Below are 21,646 nucleotides of genomic sequence, written 5' to 3'. Positions count from 1 at the left end.
AATGCCGAGTATGCGCTCCACCCATTCTGGGTTGGAGGCGCTACCGCCCGTAAAGGGTTAAACTGCGCACGATTTCTTTCCTTCCCGGAGCCATCCATGTCCCGCATCACCCTGAGTCGCTATCTGATCGAGCAGACCCGCAGCCATAACACTCCCGCCGATCTGCGCTTCCTTATCGAAGTGGTAGCGCGGGCCTGCAAGGCGATCAGCCATGCGGTATCCAAGGGCGCCCTGGATGACGTGCTCGGCAGCATGGGCACCGAGAACGTGCAGGGCGAAGTGCAGAAGAAGCTTGATGTAATGTCCAACGAAATCCTCCTCGAGGCCAACGAGTGGGGCGGTCACCTGGCCGGCATGGCGTCGGAAGAAATGGACAAGGCCTACCAGATTCCCGGGCGCTATCCGAAGGGCGCTTACCTGTTGGTGTTCGACCCGCTGGACGGCTCGTCCAACATCGATGTCAACGTGTCGGTAGGCACCATCTTCTCGGTCCTGCGTTGCCCCGAGCGCAACGGCGACACCGGCGACCTTGGCGAGGAAGCCTTTCTCCAGCCAGGCACCGAGCAAGTCGCCGCCGGTTATGCGATCTATGGCCCGCAGACCATGCTGCTGCTGACCCTGGGCAACGGCGTCAAAGGCTTCACCCTGGATCGTGAACTGGGCAGCTTCGTGCTGACCCACGATGACATCAAGGTGCCGGAAACCACCCAGGAATTCGCCGTCAACATATCCAACCAGCGTCACTGGGAAGCGCCGGTGCAGCGTTATGTGAGCGAGTTGCTGGCCGGCGCAAGCGGGCCGCTGGAAAAGAACTACAACATGCGCTGGATCGCTTCCATGGTTGCCGACGTGCACCGCATCCTCACCCGCGGTGGCGTGTTTATGTACCCGCGCGATGATCGCGATCCTTCGATGCCCGGCAAGTTGCGCCTGATGTACGAAGCCAACCCGATGTCCTTCATCATCGAGCAAGCGGGTGGCGCTGCGACCAATGGTACCCAGCGTATTCTCGATATCCAGCCGACTTCCCTGCACCAGCGCGTGCCAGTGTTCCTTGGCTCCAAGGAAGAAGTCGAGCGCGTGACCGCCTACCACCAGGAGTGATCGATGCATAAACCTTGGCAGCCGTTGCTCGACTGGTGGTTTGGGACCGGCACAACGGCCGCCGAGGTGGCGGCGGCGCGTTCCGCACTGTGGTTCGGCAAGCAGAATGGTCAGGACGCCGAGGCGCGTGAGCGCTTCGGCGAGCTGGTGGGGCAGGCGTTGGCCGGCGAGTTGCGCGACTGGGCGGAGTCGCCACACGGCTGGCTGGCACTGATCCTGCTACACGACCAGTTGCCGCGGATGATCTTTCGCGATAGCCCGCAGGCCTTCGCCGGCGCTGCCAGGGCCCTGCAACTGGTGCTCGAAGGGCTGGACGGGGAGAAAGAAGAGGGGCTGGCGCCGATTCAGCGGGTGTTCGTCTACCTGGTCCTGGAACACGCCGAAGACCTGCTGCTGCAGGACGAGGCGGTGCGCCGTTTCACTCAACTGTTGTCCATAGCGCCGCTTGGCGAGCGCGCATTGTTCGCCGATTACCTGGATTACGCCGAGCGTCATCAGCGGGTGATCGCCCGGTTTGCCCGCTTTCCCCATCGCAATGCCGTACTTGCTCGGCCCTCGAGCCCGGAAGAGTTGGCTTTCCTGCAGGAACCTGGCTCGCGTTTCTGACGTCAAACTCAGGCAGCTGCTGCGGCGCTGTGGCAAACTTTCCTCCCTTTTTTCTTTCTGGAGCCTGCGCCATGTCGTTGCGCTATTTCGTCGTGCTGTCGGGTTGTGTGCTGCTGGCTGCTTGCAGCAAGGTCAATCAGGATAATTATTCCCAACTCAAGTCCGGGATGAGCAAGCCGGAGGTCGAGCAATTGCTCGGCGCGCCCAGCGAGTGCGCAGGCGCCTTGGGCATCACCAGTTGCACCTGGGGCGACGAGAAAAGCCTTATCAGCGTGCAGTACGCCGGCGACAAGGTGGTGATGTTCTCGGGCAAGGGTCTGAACTAAGGAGTCGAGCATGCGCGTACTCGCGGGGTTATTAGCCGTTGCAGTGCTGGCGGGTTGCGCCAACTCGGGTACCGGAGTGGTGCCACCGAAAACCGCCGACAAGGTCGATCTGCAGCGTTATCAGGGTACCTGGTACGAGCTGGCGCGCTTGCCGATGTTCTTCCAGCGTAACTGCGCGCAATCCGAGGCGCGTTATGCCCTGCAGGACGATGGCAGTCTCAGTGTGAGCAACCGTTGTCGCACCCTCGAGGGCGAGTGGCAGGAGGCGGAGGGGCGGGCGGTGGCGCAGGTGGCGCAGGTGGCGGGCAAGACTAGCAAGCTGTGGGTGCGCTTCGACAACTGGTTAGGCAGCCTGCTGCCGGGCGTCGCCAAGGGCGAGTACTGGGTGCTGTACCTGGATGACGACTACCAGAGCGCACTGGTTGGCCACCCGAATCGCGACCACCTGTGGCTACTGGCGCGCAGCCCGCAAGTGGCGCCGGCCATGCGTGACAAGTTGCTGGACGTGGCACGTGGACAAGGCTATGACACCGCTGCGTTGATCTGGCGCACGCCAGACGACCAGTTGCCGCAACCCTGAGCAACGCCCGCGAAGGGCGATACCGCGCACTTGAGAAAAATGCCGCTTGCCCTTATCAGGACCGCGGCATTTTTCTGGGTCTACAGCCGTATGCGCTGTTGGCCGTAGGGCGCGTGGCAGCCCATCGAGCGGGCGCCGCTAACCAAGCAGTTCGCGCAGTACCCGGGCGAAGGTCTGGGCGGTTGCCACTTCGCCGGCATGCTGGCCGTCGCGGACTACCCAGCGACCGCCGACCATGACATCGCGGATCTGCCGTTCGCTGCCGGCGAACAGCCAGCGGCCCAGCAGGGCATCGTCGCTGGCGGTGGCGATATAGGGGTCATCGCCATCCAGCACCAGCCAATCGGCGCGCTTGCCGACCGCCAGTTCACCCACCGCTTGGCCGAGCGCCTGGGCGCCGCCGGCCAGGGCCGCGTCGTACAGGCTGCGGCCGATCAGTGGCTGATCGCTGCGGTAGAGACGATTGCGCCGCTGGTCGCGCAGGCGTTGGCCGTATTCCAGCCAGCGCAATTCCTCGGTCATGTTGACCGAGACATGGCTGTCCGAGCCGATGCCCAGGCGACCGCCCTGGGCGAGGAAGTCCACCGCCGGGAAGATGCCGTCACCGAGGTTGGCCTCGGTGGTCAGGCACAGGCCGGCCACTGCACCGCTGCGCGCCATCAGGGTGACTTCGTCGGCCTGCGCGTGGGTGGCATGCACCAGGCACCAGCGTTGATCCACCGGCGCAAACTCGTACAGCCATTGCAGGGGGCGGCGACCGCTCCAGGCCAGGCAGTCGTCGACTTCCTTCTGCTGTTCGGCGATATGAATGTGCACTGGGCAATCGCCGGCAGTCGCGTCCAGTACGCTCTGGATTTGTTCGGGGCTGACCGCGCGCAGCGAATGAAAGCACAGGCCCAGGCGCTGCGCCGGGCGCTGTTCGAGCAGGGGTTGCAGGCGCTGTTGCAGGGCCAGGTAGCTGTCGCTGCTGTGGATAAAGCGTCGCTGCCCCTGATTCGGCGGTTGGCCGCCGAAACCGGAATGGCTGTAGAGCACTGGTAGCAGGGTCAGGCCGATGCCGGCATCCAGGGCGGCCTGGCTGATGCGCAGGGCCAGTTCGGCCGGATCGGCATAGGCCTGGCCCTGGGGATCATGGTGCACGTAGTGGAATTCGGCGACTGAGGTGTAGCCGGCCTTGAGCATCTCGATATACAGCTGGCGGGCAATCACCTCGACCTGTTCGGGGCTGAGCTGGCCGACCAGGCGGTACATCAGTTCGCGCCAGGTCCAGAAGCTGTCATTGGGGTTGCCGGCCACTTCTGCCAGCCCGGCCATGGCGCGCTGGAAGGCATGCGAATGCAGGTTAGGCATGCCCGGCAGCACCGGGCCGCGCAGGCGTTCGGCGCCCGCGGCGCTGGCATTGCAGTGGATCGACTCGAGCAGGCCATCGGCACCCACCTCGAAACGGACATTGCGCATCCAACCCTGCGGGAGCAGGGCGCGTTCGCTGAAAAAAGCAGACATGCTGAAGCGACCTGTGACTGTTGTTTGATTTGTATATACATATACAGACGTTTATGGGCGTCGTAAACTCTCAAGCATCGCCAGGCTTGCCCTGAACGTGCAAATCCGCTACATGCAGGTGCGCAAGCGGCATTCGTGGCGTGGCGACGTTGCCTGCGCTCTGTCCCTGTTCGACAAGGAGAAGCCTGTGTCCATCCCGCATCAGCCTGCATCATTGGCGGCCCAGTTGGGTGGCAGCCCGGCACCGTTGTATGCCCGGGTCAAACAGATGATCAGCCAGCAAATCCACAGTGGTACCTGGCCGCCGCATCACCGGGTGCCTTCGGAGAGCGAGCTGGTCAATCAGCTCGGCTTCAGCCGCATGACCATCAACCGGGCGTTGCGTGAGCTGACCGCCGAGGGCTTGCTGGTGCGTATGCAGGGCGTCGGCACCTTCGTTGCCGAACCCAAGGGCCAGTCGGCGCTGTTCGAGGTGCATGACATCGCCGAGGAGATCGCCGCCCGTGGCCACCGGCACCATTGCGTGGTGGTCAGTCTGGGCGAGGGGCTGGCCGGCTCCGAGCGCGCCCTGGCGCTGGATGTGCGCGAAGGTCAGCGGGTGTTTCATTCGCTGATCGTGCACTACGAGAATGACCTGCCGGTGCAGATCGAAGACCGCTATGTGAATGCAATGGTGGCGCCGGACTACCTGAAGCAGGACTTCTCGGTGCAAACGCCATACGCCTATCTCTCGCAAGTGGCGCCGCTGAGCGAGGGCGAGCACGTGGTCGAGGCTATTCTTGCCGATGCCAACGAGTGCCGGTTGTTGCAGATCGAACGCGGTGAGCCCTGCCTGCTGATTCGCCGACGCACCTGGTCGGGGCGTAATACCGTTACCAGTGCCCGGTTGCTTTATCCGGGTTCCCGCCATCGTCTCGAAGGGCGCTTCAACTCATGAGCCGGGCTCGCCTGCTGCGCGCCGCCGACTACTCGCGTACGCCCTGGAAGAACGGTGGCGGCAGCACCGAGGAAATCGCCCGCGATGCCGGCGCCGGTCTGGATGGCTTCGGCTGGCGCCTGTCGATTGCCGATGTTGGCGAGTCCGGCAGTTTCTCGGCCTTTGCTGGCTATCAGCGGATCATCACGGTAGTGCAAGGCGCCGGCATGCGTCTGCGGGTGGATGGCCAGCTGTCCCGCGACCTGATCCCCCTCGACCCATTCGCCTTCGATGGTGCCAGCGCCGTGCACTGCGAGCTGCTGGGTGGCGCCATCCGCGATTTCAATCTGATCTATGCGCCACAGCGCTACCGCGCCCGCTTGCAGTGGTTGCCGGTGGCGGGTGAGGTGCGGCTGTTCAGCTCCGCCAGCACCTTGCTGCTGTTCAGCGCCGAAGCCGGGCTGAGGGTGAGTCACGACGGGGCTGAGGCGGGCGTCCTGGGTCGCCACGATTGCCTGCAACTCGACACTCCAGGCGGTCTAGGCGAGCTGGTGCTGCGGGCGGCGGCCGGCATCTGCTGCCTGATCGAGCTGACCGCGCTGCACGCCTGATCGTCCTGCCCCATGGCCTGTCCAAGGCCACAGAACATCCACCTGTCCTGCCAGTCGTCGGCCTTCTTGCGAGGGGCGGCTATTCATTGGGGCGTCCGGCTTGCGCGAGATCCGGGCCGCGCTAGGTGCACCCCGCGATGTCACTCTGGGCTGCATCGAGCTGTTACTTAACGCCCCAGCGTGGGGTTCAGGCTGTTCCGTGTGTGGGCAGTTTTGTGTCCAGGTAACAGCCGGTCAGCGACCGGCGAGGTGGCGCGGGTCGATCTCGTGCCCAGCGGATTCCCTGATTTTTCAAGGCTTGCATGGCACTTGTCCGGCTTTTGGTTGGCGCCAGGCGAATCTGGCCTCTTGCTTGCATGTGCTTGTATATACAAGTGTGTACGTGTGCAGGTAACACGTCTGTTTCCATCGACCTGCTGTTGCGGAGAAGGGCCATGCCTGAAGAGCTTTCGACACCCGTCACTGTGCCCCAGGGGCGGGCGCTGGCACGCCTGCTGGGTTACAGCCTGATCGGCCTGGTGGTGTTTTTTGTCCCATTCGAGCTCGCCGGGCGCTCGACCATCCTTATCGATCATGCTGCCAGCACCTTGCAGCTGCATGCCCGGCCGCTGGTGATCGGCATCGCCGTGCTGTTCATGCTGTATGGCGCGATTCAGCCCTGGGTCAGCGGCAGTTGGCGTACCAGCCTGACCCACGCGGCGTTCAGCCTGCTCAAGGTGGCCGGCCTGTTGATCGGTCTGGGTTATCTGGCCGGCGTTGGCCCGGCGGCGCTGTATCAGCCGGGCATGCTGCCGTTTCTGTTCGACAAGCTGGTCCTCAGTCTGGCGCTGATCGTGCCCTTGGGCGCCCTGGCGCTGGTGTTCCTGATCGGCTTCGGCCTGCTCGAGCTGATCGGCGTGCTGATGCAGCCGGTGATGCGGCCGATCTGGCGCACCCCGGGCAAGTCGGCGATCGACGCGGTGGCCTCCTTCGTCGGCAGCTATTCGGTGGGCCTGCTGATCACCGACCGCATGTACCGGCAAGGTCACTACAGCGTGCGTGAGGCGGCGATCATCGCCACCGGTTTCTCCACGGTGTCGGCACCCTTTATGGTGATCATTGCCAAGACCCTGGGTCTGATGGAGGTATGGAACCTGTATTTCTGGGGTGCGATGTTGGTGACCTTCAGCGTCACCGCGGTCAGTGCGCGCATCTACCCGCTGTCGCGCCTGCCCTCGGCGGCCATCCCGGAGGTGCCGCTGGCGGCGGGCGAAAGCCGCCTGCGTGCGGCCTGGAATGCCGGCCTCAGCCAAGCCGCCGGGGCGCCTTCGCTGGCGTCGGCGTTGCGCGAAACCTTTACCGACGGCCTGCGCATGACCGCTGCGATCCTGCCGAGCATCCTCGCCGTCGGTCTGCTCGGGTTGCTGGCGGCCAAGTACACGCCGCTGTTCGATGCCATCGGCATGCTGCTGTATCCGCTCACCTGGCTGTTCGGCCTGAGCGAGCCGATGGAAGTGGCGCGCGCGATCTCGACCGGGCTGGCAGAGATGTTTCTGCCGGCGATGCTGCTCAAGGACGCCGAGGTGCTGGTCAAGTTCGTCGTCGCCATCGTTTCGGTGAGCAGTGTGCTGTTTCTCTCCGCGTCGATTCCCTGCGTGCTGGCCACCCAGATTCCATTGCGCCTGCGCGACCTGTTGCTGGTCTGGTTGCAGCGCACCCTGCTCAGCCTGGTGTTCAGCATCCCGCTGGCGTACCTGGTGCAATTCATGGGCTGGCTGTGACCGCCGCCCACCTCCACTACCTTTAATCGAGGAGACTGCCATGACTAAATTCCGTGATATCGAAATTCGCGCCCCGCGTGGTAATAAGCTGACCGCCAAGAGCTGGCTGACCGAAGCGCCGCTGCGCATGCTGATGAACAACCTCGACCCGGAAGTGGCCGAGAACCCCAAGGAATTGGTGGTGTATGGCGGCATCGGCCGCGCCGCGCGCAATTGGGAGTGCTACGACAAGATTGTCGAGTGCCTGACCAACCTGAATGACGACGAGACCCTGCTGGTGCAATCCGGCAAGCCGGTCGGCGTGTTCAGGACCCACAGCAACGCGCCGCGCGTACTGATCGCCAACTCCAATCTGGTGCCGCACTGGGCGACCTGGGAGCACTTCAACGAACTGGATGCCAAGGGCCTGGCCATGTACGGCCAGATGACCGCCGGCAGCTGGATCTACATCGGCAGCCAGGGCATCGTCCAGGGCACCTATGAAACCTTCGTCGAGGCCGGTCGCCAACATTACGCCGGCAACCTGACGGGCAAGTGGGTGCTGACTGCCGGCCTCGGCGGCATGGGCGGTGCGCAGCCGCTGGCGGCGACCCTGGCCGGCGCCTGCTCGCTGAATATCGAGTGCCAACAGAGCCGCATCGACTTCCGTCTGAGCAGCCGTTACGTCGACGAGCAGGCCAAGGATCTCGACGACGCCCTGGCGCGTATCGGCAAGTACTGCGCCGAAGGCAAGGCGATCTCCATCGCCCTGCTGGGCAACGCCGGCGAAATCCTCCCGGAGCTGGTCAAGCGTGGCGTACGGCCGGACATGGTCACCGACCAGACCAGCGCCCACGACCCGCTCAACGGCTACCTGCCGATCGGCTGGAGCTGGGCGCAGTACCGCGAGCGGGCGCAGACCGAGCCGGCCGCGGTGGTCAAGGCGGCCAAGCAGTCGATGGCCGTGCACGTGCAGGCCATGCTGGATTTCCAGCAGCAGGGCGTGCCGACCTTCGACTATGGCAACAACATCCGCCAGATGGCCAAGGAAGAGGGCGTGAGCAATGCCTTCGACTTCCCCGGCTTCGTGCCGGCCTATATCCGTCCGCTATTCTGCCGCGGCGTCGGCCCGTTCCGTTGGGTGGCCTTGTCCGGCGACCCCGAGGACATCTACAAGACCGACGCCAAGGTCAAAGAGCTGATTGCCGACGATGCGCACCTGCACCATTGGCTGGACATGGCTCGCGAGCGCATCGCCTTCCAGGGCCTGCCGGCACGTATCTGCTGGGTCGGTCTGGGCCAGCGCGCCAAGCTCGGCCTGGCGTTCAACGAGATGGTGCGCAGTGGCGAGTTGTCCGCGCCGATCGTGATCGGTCGCGACCACCTCGATTCCGGTTCGGTGGCCAGCCCCAACCGCGAAACCGAAGCCATGCAGGACGGCTCCGATGCCGTGTCCGACTGGCCGCTGCTCAACGCCCTGTTGAATACCGCCAGCGGCGCCACCTGGGTCTCGCTGCACCACGGTGGTGGCGTCGGCATGGGCTTCTCCCAGCACTCCGGGGTGGTCATCGTCTGTGACGGCAGCGATGAAGCCGCCGTGCGCATCGCCCGTGTGCTGCACAACGACCCGGCCACCGGGGTGATGCGTCACGCCGATGCCGGTTATCAAATCGCCATCGACTGCGCCCACGAGCAGGGCCTTAACCTGCCGATGATCAACCCGGTTAAAGGAGCCTGAACATGAGTACCTTGAATATTGTTCCTGGCCAACTGAGCCTGGCCCAACTGCGTCAGGTCCATCAGGGCGCGCTGAGCGTCAGCCTGGATGAGAGTGCCGCCGCTGCGATCGAGGCCAGCGTCGCCTGCGTCGAGCAGATCCTCGCCGAGAACCGCACCGCCTACGGCATCAACACCGGTTTCGGTTTGCTGGCGTCGACCCGCATCGCCAGCGCGGACCTGGAAAATCTGCAGCGCTCGCTGGTGCTGAGCCACGCCGCCGGCGTCGGCCAGCCGCTCGACGATGCGCTGGTGCGGCTGATCATGCTGCTCAAGGTCAACAGCCTGGCGCGTGGTTTCTCCGGCATCCGCCGGGTGGTGATCGATGCGCTGATCGCCCTGATCAACGCCGAGGTCTACCCGCATATCCCGCTCAAGGGTTCGGTCGGCGCGTCCGGCGACCTGGCGCCGCTGGCGCACATGTCGCTGGTGCTGCTCGGCGAGGGCAAGGCGCGTTATCGCGGTGAGTGGCTGCCGGCGCGCGAGGCGCTGGCTATCGCCGGTCTCGAGCCGCTGACCCTGGCGGCCAAGGAAGGCCTGGCGCTGCTCAATGGCACCCAGGTCTCCACCGCCTATGCCTTGCGCGGCTTGTTCGCCGCCGAGGATCTGTTCGCCGCGGCGCTGGTCTGTGGCAGCCTCAGCGTCGAAGCCATGCTCGGTTCGCGGGCGCCCTTCGATGCGCGCATCCACGCGGCCCGTGGCCAACGTGGGCAGATCGATGCGGCGGCGGCCTACCGCGACCTGCTCACCGCCAGCAGCGAGATCTCCCGCTCGCATGAAAAGTGCGACAAGGTGCAGGATCCTTATTCGCTACGTTGCCAGCCCCAGGTGATGGGCGCCTGCCTCAATCAGATCCGCCATGTCGCCGAGGTGCTGGGGATCGAGGCCAACGCGGTATCGGATAACCCGCTGGTGTTCGCCGCCGAGGGCGATGTGATCTCCGGTGGTAACTTCCACGCCGAGCCGGTGGCCATGGCCGCCGACAACCTGGCCCTGGCCATCGCCGAAATCGGCGCGCTGAGCGAGCGGCGCACCTCGCTGATGATGGACAAGCACATGTCGCAGTTGCCGCCGTTCCTGGTGGCCAATGGCGGGGTCAACTCCGGCTTCATGATCGCCCAGGTCACCGCCGCCGCGCTGGCCAGCGAGAACAAGGCGCTGGCCCATCCGCACAGCGTCGACAGCCTGCCGACCTCGGCCAACCAGGAAGACCACGTGTCCATGGCCCCGGCCGCCGGCAAGCGCCTGTGGGAGATGGCCGACAACGTGCGTGGGATTCTTGCCGTCGAATGGCTCGGCGCCTGTCAGGGCCTGGACTTTCGCGAAGGGCACAAGACCTCGACGAAGCTGGAGCAGGCCCGTGCGGCACTGCGCGAGCGGGTTGCCCACTACCAGCAGGATCGCTTCTTCGCCCCGGATATCGAGGCGGCCAGCGAGCTGTTGGCGTCCCGTTGCCTGAGTGACCTACTGCCAGCGCAGCTGCTACCTTCCCAGGCCTAAGCCCGCCTGTTGCGCGCCCTGACCCGTCGATTGCGACGAGGCAGGGGCGCGTTTTGGCTATACAGGGCTATGTCTCAGTTAGATGTTGGCAGCGCTGATGGCTGTAGCGTCTCGGTTTTTCCGGGTGGGTGGGTTAACCGCGTAGCGGCGTAACCCGCCATTGATGCCGTAAGACCGCAGCATTGCCGGCCTAACGGCCGGGTGGCGGGTTACGCCTTCGGCTAACCCACCCTACGCAAGACCGTGCAACACATAACAGGGACAGAGCCATTAACAGGCCGTGCTAACAAATTCAGTCGGGCTGACGGTGCCGGTTTTGCCAGCATTTCAAACGGGCAGCGATTGCCTTTGTCGAGACGGCGGCCATGCTTGTGGTAAAGATCATCCCGGTTCGGATGATTAGCATTGCAGCAGGCGGCTGGCCGCCACGTACCGCGAGGAGGAACACCCCTTATGCAACGCCTATGGCTCAATTGCCACGCCGCGACCATGGCCGGCGGGCGCTACTCGGTCATCGAGGACGCCGCCCTAGTCACCGAGGGCGCGCAGATCGCCTGGATCGGCCCGCAGGCCGAACTGCCCGCCGGCGACTACGCCGAGCAGCATGATCTCGAAGGCGCCTGGCTGACCCCCGGGTTGATCGATTGCCACACTCACCTGGTGTTCGGCGGCGACCGCAGCGGCGAGTTCGAGCAGCGCCTCGAGGGCGTCAGCTATGCCGAGATCGCCGCGGCCGGCGGTGGCATCGCCAGCACCGTGCGCGCCACCCGCGAGGCCAGCGAGGGCGAGTTGCTGACTGGCGCGCTGCAGCGGGCGCGGCAGTTGTTGCGCGAGGGGGTCACCACCCTGGAAGTGAAATCCGGCTACGGCCTGGATCTGGCCAGCGAGCGCAAGATGCTGCGGGTGATCCGTCGTCTCGGCGAGATGCTACCGCTCACCGTGCGCGCCACCTGCCTGGCGGCTCATGCCCTGCCGCCTGAGTATGCGGGCCGGGCCGACGCCTATATCGAGCTGGTCTGCAGCGAGATCCTGCCAGAGCTGGCGGCCGAAGGGCTAGTGGATGCGGTGGATGCCTTCTGCGAGCACCTGGGCTTCTCCCCGGCCCAGGTCGAGCGGGTGTTCGTCGCCGCTGGCGAGTTGGGCCTGCCGGTCAAGCTGCACGCCGAGCAGTTGTCATCGTTGCACGGCTCCAGTCTCGCCGCGCGCTACCAGGCGTTGTCCGCCGATCACCTGGAATACATGGACGAGTCCGACGTGATCGCCATGGCTGAGGCCGGCAGCGTCGCGGTGCTGTTGCCTGGCGCCTTCTACCTGCTGCGCGAAACCCAGTTGCCACCGATTGCGGCGCTGCGTCGGCACGGCGTGGCCATGGCGGTGGCCAGCGACCTCAACCCCGGCACCTCGCCGGCGTTGTCGTTGCGCCTGATGCTGAACATGGCCTGCACCTCGTTCCGCCTGACCCCCGAAGAAGCCCTGGCCGGTGTCACCCTGTATGCCGCCAAGGCCTTGGGCCTGGCGGCCAGTCGCGGTAGCCTAGAGGTGGGCAAGGTCGCCGACTTCGTCGCCTGGGACATCCAGCGGCCGGCGGAACTGGCCTATTGGTTGGGCGGCGATCTGCCCAAGCGGGTCATTCGTCATGGCGAGGAGATCATCCATGGATAACGTACTCAGCTTCAAACGTGGCCGCTTGCCGCTGCTGATCAGCATGCCGCACCCGGGCATCCTGCTGACGCCGGCCGTGGAGGCCGGACTGGTGGAGGAGGCGAAGGAGCGTCCGGATACCGACTGGCATATCCCCCTGCTGTATGACTTTGCCGATGAGCTGGGCGCCAGCACCCTGGAGGCGTGCTACTCGCGCTATGTCATCGACCTCAACCGCCCGGAGGACGACGCACCGCTGTATACCAGCGCCACCACCGGCCTGTATCCGGCCAGCCTGTTCGATGGCGAGCCGTTGTACCGCGCTGGGATGGCGCCCAGTACCGAGGAGCGCGCGCGCTACCTGGCCGAGATCTGGCGACCCTACCACCAAACCCTGGCCGACGAGCTGGCGCGGCTGAAGACCGAGTTCGGTTATGCGCTGCTGTTCGATGCCCATTCGATCCGCTCCAGCGTGCCGCTGCTGTTCGATGGCCTCTTGCCGGATTTCAACCTGGGCAGCAATGCCGGCGCCAGCTGCGACCCGCAACTGAGCGAGCGCCTGCTGGCGGTCTGCGCCAATGCCAAGGACTACAGTCACGTGCTCAACGGCCGTTTCAAAGGCGGGCACATCACTCGCCACTACGGCCAGCCGCAGGCGCATGTGCATGCCGTGCAGTTGGAGCTGGCGCAGTGCACCTACATGGAGGAACAGCTGCCCTTCGACTATCGCCAAGACCTCGCCGAACCGACCCAGGAGGTGATCCGCGGCCTGCTGGAGGCGATGCTGGCCTGGGGCCGCGAACGCTACGGGCGCTAGCCCGGCACGCGGAGTCACCAGGGCTTAGCGCTTGGCCCCTACGCTGTGCAGTTTGATCTGCAACGCGGTATCGCCGCTGCCATGCACGAACAGGCAGGCCAAGGGGGCGGGCTTGCCTTTTATCAGGGGCGGATTAGCGGAAAAACCCACCGGCTCTAGCGGAATACCGCGGGGACTGAGGTCGAGTTGGCCGTTGCCGTTGCTGTCCTGATACAGCCGCATGGCATAACGCCCGGGCGGCACCTCGGTGAGCAAGGCAACGCCATTTTTCGCCTGTACCTGCAGCAGCGGTGTTGCGGGCCAGTGCTGCTGGTCGGCCGCAACCAGTGCCAGGTACACCGGCCCCGTGGCCTGTTTCGCGCTGATATTGACCAGAATGTCGCCGGCATAAACCGGCGCGCAGACCGCTAGCAGGATAAACCGGACGCTGTAGCCCAGCCTCTTTACGGTTTGAAGAATTCGCTGTGGCATAATTTGTTCATTTTGCGGATGGTTGCTAGGGATGCGGCAGGTTCTGGTGGTTCATTACTCACAAACTGGTCAGCTCAACAGGCTGATGCAGTCGGTGTGCGCACCATTATTGCAGCGCGTGGATATCCAGGTGGATTTTCTGGCGCTGCAACCGGCGCAACCTTATCCCTTTCCCTGGCCGTTTCTCGGATTTTTCCGGATTTTTCCGGAAACCGTATTGATGCGTCCAGCGCCTTTGCTGCCCTTGGTCGTCGATGCGGACAAGCGTTATGACTTGGTGATCCTCGCCTATCAGGTGTGGTTCCTTTCGCCGTCGCAACCGATGAGCGCTTTTCTCGCCACGCCCGAGGCGGCGCGGCTGCTCAAGGGTAGCCCGGTGGTGACCCTGATCGGTTGCCGCAATATGTGGCTGATGGCCCAGGAGAAGGTCAAGCAGCGGCTGGCGGATCTTGGCGCACGGCTGGTGGACAATATCGCCCTGACCGATGCCTGTGGCACCGCCGCGAGTTTTCTGGCAACGCCCTTGTGGTTATTTACCGGCCGGCAGAAGCCTTATAGCTGGGTGCCGCGCGCCGGTATCGACGAGGCCGAGATAGTCGCCGCCAGCCGCTTCGGCGCGGCCATGGTGCAGCGCCTGACGGCGGATGCACTGCCGATCGAGCAGCCGATGCTCAAGGGCTTGGGTGCGGTGCGCATCGACGAGACGCTGATCGGCAGCGAGAAGGTCGGCAACCGCAGTTTCCAGCTGTGGAGTCGCCTGCTCGCCGCCCTTGGCCCGCAACAGAGCCGCCGGCGGGCGACCGGACTGGTGCTGTATATCGTTTTCCTGATATGCCTGATCGTTACTGTGGTGCCGCTCGGCGCACTGTTGAAAAAGCTGTTGGCGCCGCTGTTAAAAGCGCGCACACAGCGTGAGAAGGCCTACTTTGCCGGTCCATCCGGCGAGTGAAGTGACCCGAGGAACTCCCGTGGTACAACCGGTATTTATCAATCGCATCAGCGCGTTCTTGCCCCATGATCCGGTCAGTAACGAGCAGATGGAAGCGCGCCTCGGCCTGGTCGGCGGCAAGCCCTCGCGGGCGCGCAAACTGGTGCTCAAGCGCAATGGCATCCAGCAACGCCACTATGTGATCGACCCGCAGACCGGCGAGCCGAGCATGAGCAATGCCCAGGTCAGCGCCGCCGCAGTGCGCGGCCTGCTGGGCCCAGGCTTCGAGCTGGCCAGCCTGGATTGCCTGGTGGCCGGGACGGCTTCGCCGGATCAGCTGATGCCGGGTCATGGCGTGATGGTGCAGGGCGAACTGGGCAACCCGCCGTGCGAGGTGGTGACCACTGCGGGCATCTGCCTGTGCGGCATGACTGCCTTGAAGTACGCCTGGCTGAGCGTGGCCAGCGGCGAGAGCCGTAACGCCGTGGCCTGTGGCTCGGAAGTCGCCTCCAGCCTGATGTTGGCGCGCAATTTCAACGACGAATACGAAAGCCGCGTCGAGGCGCTGGAAAGCCAGCCGGAAATCGCCTTCGAGAAGGATTTTCTGCGCTGGATGCTGTCCGATGGCGCCGGTGCGGTGTGGTTGCAGGGCCAGCCCAATGTGCGCGGCCTGAGCCTGCGCATCGACTGGATCGATATGTTTTCCTTCGCCGATCAGATGCCGCCCTGCATGTATGCCGGCGCCGAGATGGAGGATGGTCAGCTGCTCGGCTGGAGCCGCTTCGATGGCGAGGCGCGCAACCGCCGCTCGTTGATGGCGATCAAGCAGGACGTCAAGCTGCTCAACGGCAATATCGTCAAGTTCACTGTGGAGGAGACGCTCAAGCGCATCATGGCGCGCCGTGAGTTGCACGTCGGTGCTATCGATTACTTCCTGCCGCACTATTCCTCGGAGTTCTTCCGCGCGCCACTGGCGGTGGGCCTGGCCAATGCCGACTTGCCGATCCCCGAGGAACGCTGGTTCACCAACCTGACCAGCAAGGGCAACACCGGCGCGGCCTCGATCTTTATCATGCTCGAGGAGCTGTTCAGTAGCGGCCGCCTGCGCAGCGGTGAGCGACTGTTGTGTTATGTGCCGGAAAGCGGGCGCTTCTCCAGCGCCTTTATGCATCTGACAGTGGTTGGCCAGGACGGTGATAACACATGAAGCTCGACCAAGTTCCCCAGGATCACAGCTCCACCTACGGCGGCCACAGCAAGCTGGTGTATGCGGTGGATGCCAGCGGCCATTACCAGGGCACGCAGAGCGATGGCTGGGAGCCGGAAGCCTTTGCGACGCAACTGGCCGTGGCCGAACTGCAGGCGCAGGAAGCCGAGGCGCTGGCGGCCTGGCAGGCGGGCAAACTGTCACCGCTGAAATGCCTGATGTACCGCTATCGCCTGGACGAGCCGGCGCTCGCGCAGATCAGCGGATTGTGGCAATGGCGGATCCGCCGACACTTTCGTCCAGACATCTATCGGCGTCTGTCGGCTGCCATCCTGGCGCGTTACGCGGAGGCCTTCGGCCTGCCGCTCGAGGAATTGACCCGCTACCAGAAGGAATCGGTATGAGCAGCTTCCAACAGCCTTTCCAGCACCGCCAGAGCGCCCACTGCGAAAGCGGGGTGATGGCCAGTCTGTTGACTCACGCCGGCCTGCCGATGAGCGAGCCCATGGCTTTTGGTCTCGCCTCGGGCCTGGCCTTCGCCTACCTGCCGATCGTCAAGCTCAGCGGTATGCCACTGATTGCCTACCGCATGCCGCCCAGGCACCTGATCAAGACCCTGAGCAAGCGCCTGGGCGCGCGCCTGCACAGCCGCACCTTCGGCAACCCCGAGCAGGGCCGCCGCGCGCTGGATGCGGCGCTGGATGCCGGGCGCCTGGCCGGGCTGCAAAGCTCGGTATTCTGGCTGCCGTACTTTCCGCCGGAGATGCGCTTTCACTTCAATGCGCACAACCTGCTGGCCTATGGCCGCGAAGGTAACGACTACCTGATCAGCGACCCGGTGTTCGAGGAACCGGTGCGCTGCGCCGCCGCGGACTTGCAGAAAGCCCGTTTCGCCAAGGGTGCGCTGGCCGCCAAGGGGCTGATGTACTGGCTCGATGAGGTGCCGTTGGAGCAGGACTGGAACAAGCTGATCCGCCAGAGCGTGCTGTCGACCACGCGTATCCTCGACGGCATGCCGCTGCCCTGGATCGGCATTCGTGGCATTCAGCACCTGGCCAAGCAGATCGACAAGCTGGACCCGGCGCAGAGCAAATACAACCGCCTGTACCTGACCCATATCGTGCGCATGCAGGAGGAGATCGGCACCGGCGGTGCCGGTTTCCGCTTTATGTACGCAAGCTTTCTCCAGGAGGCTGGGGAGAAGCTCGGCGATGCCAGTCTGCAGCAGGCGTCGACCCAGCTCACGGCGATTGGCGACAACTGGCGCCAGTTCGCCTCGGCCTGCGTACGCGCCAGCCGCAACAAGGGCGCAGCGCCGAACTTCGCCCCGATCGCCGCCAGCCTGCGCAGCATTGCCCAGCAAGAGCGCGGCTTGATGAAAGAGCTGGCGGCCTGGAGCAAGCGCTAGGGTGGATCGCGTTTTATCGATCCACCGATCAATGCCACGGCTGGATGAAAACAGCGTCAGCCACCCTACAGGTTGATCCGCTGTACCTCGATGCCCATGCTTAGCTCGGCAAAGCTGCTGGCATACGCGCCAGCTGTCTCACCCTCCAGCAGCACGGCCTGGACACAGAAGTCCCCGCGCTCATCGCAGACCAGTAACAGCGCCTGCTCGATCAGGTCGTCCTGCAGGTCGAGGTTGGCCAGGGCCTGCAAGTGCGTCCAGACCTGCTCGCCCGCGCCGATAAACAGATTCGGCCCTTCGATGCCCAGCTGCTGGGCTATATGAAAGCCCGCGGCATTGCTGACGCTGTTGACGAACTCGAAAGGCTTGGGCTGCTTGTGCTGCACGCACACCGCCTCCAGCAACGCGCCCATGGTGGTCCGCGCCGGGTAGGCGGAGGCCAGGTACAGACCGCAATTGCTGCGCACCTGGCCCTTGAGTGGCGCGGCGGCCAGCAGGCATTGCAGGATCAGGCGGTCGATCCGCCGTGGCGGGTTATCCAGCCACTGGCTCAGCGCCGTTTTCAGTTGCTTGTCGCTAGTGGCGGCCAGGCCACGGATCTCGCTGGCGGCGATTACCGGCATGGCGTTTCTCCTGTGCGGCAGCCCTGCACGACCAGGCTGGCGTTATTGCCGCCGAAGCCGAAGAAGTTGGCCAGCAGCAGGCTGTCTGCCGCCAGGGTTATGGGCTCTACGCTCAACGCCAGCATGGCGGTGCTGGCGTAGGCCACGCCTGGCAGCGGGCCGTCCTGCAGGGTGCGCAGCAACAGCAGGCTTTCGCTCAGGCCGCAGGCGCCCAGGGTATGCCCGAGCCAGGGCTTGAGTACGCTCAAGACCGGCATCTGCTCGCCATACAGCAGGCGCATGCCATTGCTCTCGGCCAGGTCGTTGGCGCTGGTGGCGGTGCCGTGCAGCTTGACCAGGTCGATCTGCTGCGCGCTGCAGCCGGCGCTGCGCAAGGCCTGCTGCATCACCCAGTGGATATGGCTGCCATCCTCGCGGGTAGTGGTCAGGCTGCTGGTGTCGCAGGCGCTGAAACCGCCGAGCAGGCGCGCCAGTGGTGCGTCGCCAGGCGCGCTGCCGAGCAGGGCGCAGGCATAGGCCTCGCCGAGGACCAGGCCGTCGCGCTCGGGGTGGAAGGGCCGGTACTGGCCGCTGGGGCTGGTCAGGGCCAGTGCGCCGAAGCCCTGCATGGTCACGGCGCTGGGCGTCTCGAAACTCAGCACCAGGCTGCGGGTGTATTGGCCGGCGTTGATCAGCCGCGCGCCATACAGTAGGCCGTTGGCGGCGCTGGTGCAGGCGGTATTCAGGGTAAAGGCGGCGGCAAAGCCCCAGCGCTGGCGCAGTTGCTTGGCCAACACATCCAGGGGCGTCGAGTCCTCCGGGCGAAAGCCTTGGTTGCTGGCGGCCAGGGCTTCCGTCTCGGCGATATCCAGGCTGGTGCTGGCGACTATCAGCAGGCAGTCACCCAGGGCCTGGGCATTCGTGCCAAGGGTTTCGCCGATCAGCCGATCCAGGCGCTGAGCCAGGCTTTCACTGGTCTGGGCCGCATACAGGTAGCGGCGCGGCTCATGCACTTCATGCAGCTGGAACTGCCCGGCAGCTGCCGGCCGGCCTTGCTGCACGGCTTGGGCGGCGCTGTGCAAGTCCTCGCCCAGCGCGCAGTGCAGGGCCGTGCGTTGCAGGTACACCGGGGTCACTGCTGCTGCCTGATATAGGTGGCAATGCTGGCGATGGTATTCAGGATGCGTCGGCCGTCTTTGGCCCCCTCGATGCGCACGCCATAATGCTGCTGCAGCGCCAGGGAGACTTGCAGGGCGTCCAGGCTGTCCATCTGGATGCGGCTCTTGGGGCCGAACAGCGGCTCATCGTCGGCGATGCTCTGCCAGTCGATGTCATCTTCCTTGTCACACTCGCGAATCAGCAGTTGTTTGAGTTGTTGTTCTAGTAGTGAGTGGTCCATTGCGTGTGCCGTACTCGTCGAGTGAACAGAAGCAGTCCGCCTGCGCCGAACACCGCGGCAAACAGCAGCAGGCGGGCGCAGTAGGGGGCGATGTCGGCCAGCGAGCCATGGCCCACCAGCAGGGTGAGGAAGGCGTCCAGCGCCCAACTCATGGGGGAAATTTCCGCCAGCTGGGCCATGGCCGCCGGCATCACGCTTTTCGGCACCATGATCCCGCCGATGGCGGCGAGGATGATATTGATGCCGCCGCCGAGCAGCAGCGCCTGTTCGCTGCTGCGCGCCAGGGCCGCCAGCAACAGGCCGAGGCTGCAGGTGGCCAACGCCACGCTGACGGCCAGCAGCAGATAGGCCGCGACGCTGCCGGGCAGGCTCAGTGCCGGCAGGCCGAGCAGGGGCAAGCCGTAGACGCCGATGGCCAGCAGCAGGACGAATTGCAGCAGGTTGATTGCCAAGTAGGGCAGCAGCTTGCTCAGCACCAGGGTGCCCAGGTTCAGCCCCAGGCAACGCAGGCGCAGCAGGGTGCCGCTTTGCTGTTCGCGCTGGAAGCCACCGGCCATCGGCAGCACCACGAAGAACATGCCGAAGATTAGCCAGGCCGGTACGCTCAGTTGGGTGGCGTTGGCGCGGCCGCTGAGGTCGCCGCTGGCCAGCTGTTCCTGCTCATCGATCTGGCTTTGGGTGCGCTGCTGCACCAGTTGCAGGCGCTGCGCGCGGTTCAGTTCGGCGTCGACTACGCCGCTGTCTTCCAGGTAGGCCAGCAGGCGGGTTTGCGCCAGGGCAATGCTCACCGCGCTGTGCAGGCGCTGGCGCGAGAGTTTGTCGAGCTGCGCCGGGAAGCTCAGGCTGGGGCCTTGGTGCGGGCTGTCCAACAGCGTGTCGGTAAACTCCTCGGGTAAGCGCACGCGGGCCAGGCGCTCGTCGCTGTCTGCGAGCAACTGGCTGTCCGGCAGCTGCGCCTGCAGGGCATCGCGGAAGAACTGGCTGGCTTCGTCGCCCTGCGGCAGTTCCAGCACCAGGCGCAGTGCCGGTGGTTTGTCCTGCATATAGCTGGACAGGGCCCCAGCCATCAGCAGCAGAAACAGCGTCGGCATCAGGAACAGCACGGCCAGCGCGTGGGGGTCGCGCAGCAGCAGCAGCACTTCCTTGCGCACCAGCGCCCAGAGCCTCATAGCCGGCCTCCGTTGAGGCGCAGGTAGAGCTGCTCCAGCGATGGTCGGCCAAAGCGCAGCAGGTTGGGCAGGCCATCCTGGGCGGCGATGAATTGGCTGATGGCCAGCAGCTGCTGGCCGTTCAGCGCGGCGATGCGCAGGCCCTTGGGCAGAACTTCTGCGGTGAGTTGCAGGTGCGCGAGCAGTTCGTTGAGGCCGGCTGGCGGGGCGTCAGGCCATTCCAGTAGCAGGCCGTGGTCGTCACCGAGCAGCTGGCGCTTGTCCAGATCCAGACGCACCTGACCTTCGTGCAGCAGCAAGATGCGATGCGCCACCCGTTCGACTTCTTCCAGGTAGTGGCTGGTGTAGATCACCGCCTTGCCCTCGGCAGTCAGTTGCTCCACGGCGGCCAGCAGTTGCTGGCGACTGCTGGCATCGACGCCTACCGTGGCTTCATCGAACAGATACAGCTCGGCTGGTTGCAGCAGGCCGATGGCGAAGTTCAAGCGACGTTGCTCACCGCCGGACAGTTGCTCGCTGCGCCGCGCCAGTTTGTCGTCCAAGGCGCAGACGCCAATGCACAGCTGCAGGCGTTGGCGGCGTGCAGGGCCGCGCAGGCGATAGAGGTCGGCGAACAGTTCGAGGTTCTCGCGTACCTTGAGCCCGGTATAGAAGGCCAGCTGTTGCGGCACCAGGCCCAGGCGGGGACTGCCGCTCCAGCGCAGCTCGCCCTGTTGCAGCGGCAGTACGCCGCCGAGCAGTGACAGCAGGGTGGTCTTGCCGGCCCCGTTGCTGCCGAGCAGGCCCAGGCATTCGCCGGCCTGCAGCTGCAGATTGATGCCCTGCAGCGCGGCGCGGCTTGCGCCTGGGTAGTGATGGCTGAGATTGACGAGTTCAAGCACGGATCAGCACCAGCAGCAGTTTGCCGTCGAGCAGCAGTTGTTCTTCGCTGTGGATACTGAAGGCATAGAGGGCGCCGGCCGGGCTCAGGGCTTCCTGGTTGGCCCTGACCTGCAACGCACCACTGCGTTGCACCGGTTCATGGTGCAGGTGCACCTGCGAGAGTTTGCCGACCAGGGCCATTTCAATGGCACTGGCATCGCCGTATAAGGCACCATGCGCGGCGCATAACTGGGCGGCCGCTTCGAACAGCAGGCAGGGTGAAGCATTGTGGCCAAAGGCGTCTAGATAGCGCCAGGCGCTCAGGCCCTGGATACTCAGGCGGTCATGCGCCAGCAGGCCGTCGAGCCAGAGGGCCGGGCCTTGGTGAGGCAGCAGGCTGAGCAGTTGGGTGCGATCCATTGCGGGCGGCCGAGATAAACAGGCCGGCAGTGTAACAGAGGGGCTGCAGGTCACGCAGCGCC

23 protein-coding genes are annotated in these 21,646 nt (G+C 64.8%); 15 read left to right on the top strand and 8 right to left on the bottom strand.

Annotated features, from left to right (window positions below):
- Positions 1 to 96: 96 nt before the first annotated feature.
- The 4 genes from VCJ09_RS21655 (at position 97) to VCJ09_RS21640 (ending at position 2,616) form a co-directional block, all read left to right on the top strand.
- Positions 97 to 1,104 (top strand): class 1 fructose-bisphosphatase, encoded by a 1,008-nt coding sequence (locus VCJ09_RS21655; RefSeq protein ID WP_324732081.1) that lies wholly within the window; start codon positions 97 to 99, stop codon positions 1,102 to 1,104.
- 3 nt (positions 1,105 to 1,107) lie between these two features.
- A complete protein-coding gene (locus VCJ09_RS21650; RefSeq protein ID WP_324732080.1) occupies positions 1,108 to 1,710 on the top strand; it encodes a DUF924 family protein in 603 nt (200 codons plus the stop codon).
- A 71-nt stretch (positions 1,711 to 1,781) separates the two neighbouring features.
- Positions 1,782 to 2,036, top strand: a complete 255-nt coding sequence (locus VCJ09_RS21645; RefSeq protein ID WP_079203466.1) for an outer membrane protein assembly factor BamE — start codon at positions 1,782 to 1,784, stop codon at positions 2,034 to 2,036.
- Between the two features lie 10 nt (positions 2,037 to 2,046).
- A complete protein-coding gene (locus VCJ09_RS21640) occupies positions 2,047 to 2,616 on the top strand; it encodes a lipocalin family protein (RefSeq protein ID WP_324732079.1) in 570 nt (189 codons plus the stop codon).
- Positions 2,617 to 2,754: 138 nt separating this feature from the next.
- Here the strand turns inward: VCJ09_RS21640 and VCJ09_RS21635 are convergent, their stop codons facing one another.
- Positions 2,755 to 4,119: a formimidoylglutamate deiminase gene (locus VCJ09_RS21635; RefSeq protein WP_324732078.1), complete on the bottom strand. Its 1,365-nt coding sequence runs from the start codon at positions 4,117 to 4,119 to the stop codon at positions 2,755 to 2,757.
- A 112-nt stretch (positions 4,120 to 4,231) separates the two neighbouring features.
- On the opposite strand from VCJ09_RS21635, the gene hutC reads away from it, so the two are divergent.
- The 7 genes from hutC (at position 4,232) to hutG (ending at position 13,119) form a co-directional block, all read left to right on the top strand.
- The gene (hutC, locus tag VCJ09_RS21630; RefSeq protein WP_407693054.1) at positions 4,232 to 5,056 is read left to right on the top strand and encodes a histidine utilization repressor; all 825 of its coding nucleotides are present in this window, start codon (positions 4,232 to 4,234) and stop codon (positions 5,054 to 5,056) included.
- Positions 5,053 to 5,646, top strand: a complete 594-nt coding sequence (locus tag VCJ09_RS21625; protein ID WP_324732077.1) for a HutD/Ves family protein — start codon at positions 5,053 to 5,055, stop codon at positions 5,644 to 5,646. The genes hutC and VCJ09_RS21625 overlap by 4 nt, the downstream gene beginning before the upstream one ends.
- 434 nt (positions 5,647 to 6,080) lie before the next feature.
- Positions 6,081 to 7,406, top strand: a complete 1,326-nt coding sequence (locus VCJ09_RS21620; RefSeq protein ID WP_324732076.1) for a YjiH family protein — start codon at positions 6,081 to 6,083, stop codon at positions 7,404 to 7,406.
- A gap of 40 nt (positions 7,407 to 7,446) precedes the next feature.
- Positions 7,447 to 9,123: a urocanate hydratase gene (gene hutU, locus VCJ09_RS21615; protein ID WP_324732075.1), complete on the top strand. Its 1,677-nt coding sequence runs from the start codon at positions 7,447 to 7,449 to the stop codon at positions 9,121 to 9,123.
- 2 nt (positions 9,124 to 9,125) lie between these two features.
- A complete protein-coding gene (hutH, locus tag VCJ09_RS21610; protein ID WP_324732074.1) occupies positions 9,126 to 10,661 on the top strand; it encodes a histidine ammonia-lyase in 1,536 nt (511 codons plus the stop codon).
- Positions 10,662 to 11,114: 453 nt separating this feature from the next.
- Complete coding sequence (gene hutI, locus VCJ09_RS21605) at positions 11,115 to 12,323, top strand: imidazolonepropionase (RefSeq protein WP_324732073.1); 1,209 nt, start codon at positions 11,115 to 11,117, stop codon at positions 12,321 to 12,323.
- The gene (hutG, locus tag VCJ09_RS21600; protein ID WP_324732072.1) at positions 12,316 to 13,119 is read left to right on the top strand and encodes an N-formylglutamate deformylase; all 804 of its coding nucleotides are present in this window, start codon (positions 12,316 to 12,318) and stop codon (positions 13,117 to 13,119) included. The genes hutI and hutG overlap by 8 nt, the downstream gene beginning before the upstream one ends.
- A 24-nt stretch (positions 13,120 to 13,143) precedes the next feature.
- Here hutG and VCJ09_RS21595 read toward each other — a convergent pair whose 3' ends face one another.
- Positions 13,144 to 13,590: a DUF2141 domain-containing protein gene (locus VCJ09_RS21595; RefSeq protein ID WP_324732071.1), complete on the bottom strand. Its 447-nt coding sequence runs from the start codon at positions 13,588 to 13,590 to the stop codon at positions 13,144 to 13,146.
- An 85-nt stretch (positions 13,591 to 13,675) separates the two neighbouring features.
- Here VCJ09_RS21595 and VCJ09_RS21590 point away from each other — a divergent pair, with 85 nt between their 5' ends.
- From VCJ09_RS21590 to VCJ09_RS21575, 4 genes are read left to right on the top strand one after another with little or no spacing between them, the layout of a single operon-like run.
- Positions 13,676 to 14,539 (top strand): dialkylrecorsinol condensing enzyme, encoded by an 864-nt coding sequence (locus tag VCJ09_RS21590; protein WP_324734712.1) that lies wholly within the window; start codon positions 13,676 to 13,678, stop codon positions 14,537 to 14,539.
- A gap of 19 nt (positions 14,540 to 14,558) precedes the next feature.
- Positions 14,559 to 15,725, top strand: coding sequence for a beta-ketoacyl-ACP synthase III (locus VCJ09_RS21585; RefSeq protein ID WP_324732070.1), 1,167 nt, complete (start codon positions 14,559 to 14,561; stop codon positions 15,723 to 15,725).
- Entirely contained in the window at positions 15,722 to 16,129 is a 408-nt protein-coding gene (locus tag VCJ09_RS21580) for a hypothetical protein (RefSeq protein ID WP_324732069.1), read from the top strand. The genes VCJ09_RS21585 and VCJ09_RS21580 overlap by 4 nt, the downstream gene beginning before the upstream one ends.
- A complete protein-coding gene (locus VCJ09_RS21575; RefSeq protein ID WP_324732068.1) occupies positions 16,126 to 17,133 on the top strand; it encodes a BtrH N-terminal domain-containing protein in 1,008 nt (335 codons plus the stop codon). Before VCJ09_RS21580 ends, VCJ09_RS21575 begins: the two co-directional genes overlap by 4 nt.
- Positions 17,134 to 17,198: 65 nt before the next feature.
- On the opposite strand, the gene VCJ09_RS21570 is transcribed toward VCJ09_RS21575, so the two are convergent.
- The 6 genes from VCJ09_RS21570 to VCJ09_RS21545 are packed head-to-tail and all read right to left on the bottom strand — an operon-like array spanning position 17,199 to position 21,584.
- Positions 17,199 to 17,756 carry a hypothetical protein gene (locus tag VCJ09_RS21570; protein WP_324732067.1) on the bottom strand — a complete coding sequence of 186 codons (558 nt, stop codon included), beginning with the start codon at positions 17,754 to 17,756 and terminating at the stop codon, positions 17,199 to 17,201.
- Positions 17,747 to 18,871, bottom strand: a complete 1,125-nt coding sequence (locus VCJ09_RS21565) for a beta-ketoacyl synthase N-terminal-like domain-containing protein (RefSeq protein ID WP_324732066.1) — start codon at positions 18,869 to 18,871, stop codon at positions 17,747 to 17,749. Before VCJ09_RS21565 ends, VCJ09_RS21570 begins: the two co-directional genes overlap by 10 nt.
- Entirely contained in the window at positions 18,868 to 19,134 is a 267-nt protein-coding gene (locus VCJ09_RS21560; protein ID WP_324732065.1) for an acyl carrier protein, read from the bottom strand. Before VCJ09_RS21560 ends, VCJ09_RS21565 begins: the two co-directional genes overlap by 4 nt.
- Positions 19,116 to 20,303: an ABC transporter permease gene (locus VCJ09_RS21555; RefSeq protein WP_324732064.1), complete on the bottom strand. Its 1,188-nt coding sequence runs from the start codon at positions 20,301 to 20,303 to the stop codon at positions 19,116 to 19,118. Before VCJ09_RS21555 ends, VCJ09_RS21560 begins: the two co-directional genes overlap by 19 nt.
- The gene (locus VCJ09_RS21550) at positions 20,300 to 21,184 is read right to left on the bottom strand and encodes an ABC transporter ATP-binding protein (RefSeq protein WP_324732063.1); all 885 of its coding nucleotides are present in this window, start codon (positions 21,182 to 21,184) and stop codon (positions 20,300 to 20,302) included. The genes VCJ09_RS21555 and VCJ09_RS21550 overlap by 4 nt, the downstream gene beginning before the upstream one ends.
- The gene (locus tag VCJ09_RS21545) at positions 21,177 to 21,584 is read right to left on the bottom strand and encodes a beta-hydroxyacyl-ACP dehydratase (RefSeq protein WP_324732062.1); all 408 of its coding nucleotides are present in this window, start codon (positions 21,582 to 21,584) and stop codon (positions 21,177 to 21,179) included. Before VCJ09_RS21545 ends, VCJ09_RS21550 begins: the two co-directional genes overlap by 8 nt.
- Between the last annotated feature and the right edge of the window lie 62 nt (positions 21,585 to 21,646).

It is taken from the genome of Pseudomonas paeninsulae (assembly GCF_035621475.1).
Classification (GTDB): domain Bacteria; phylum Pseudomonadota; class Gammaproteobacteria; order Pseudomonadales; family Pseudomonadaceae; genus Aquipseudomonas; species Aquipseudomonas paeninsulae.
Note: the sequence above shows the minus strand (reverse complement) of the source record. Positions and strands in the feature narration are given on the sequence as shown.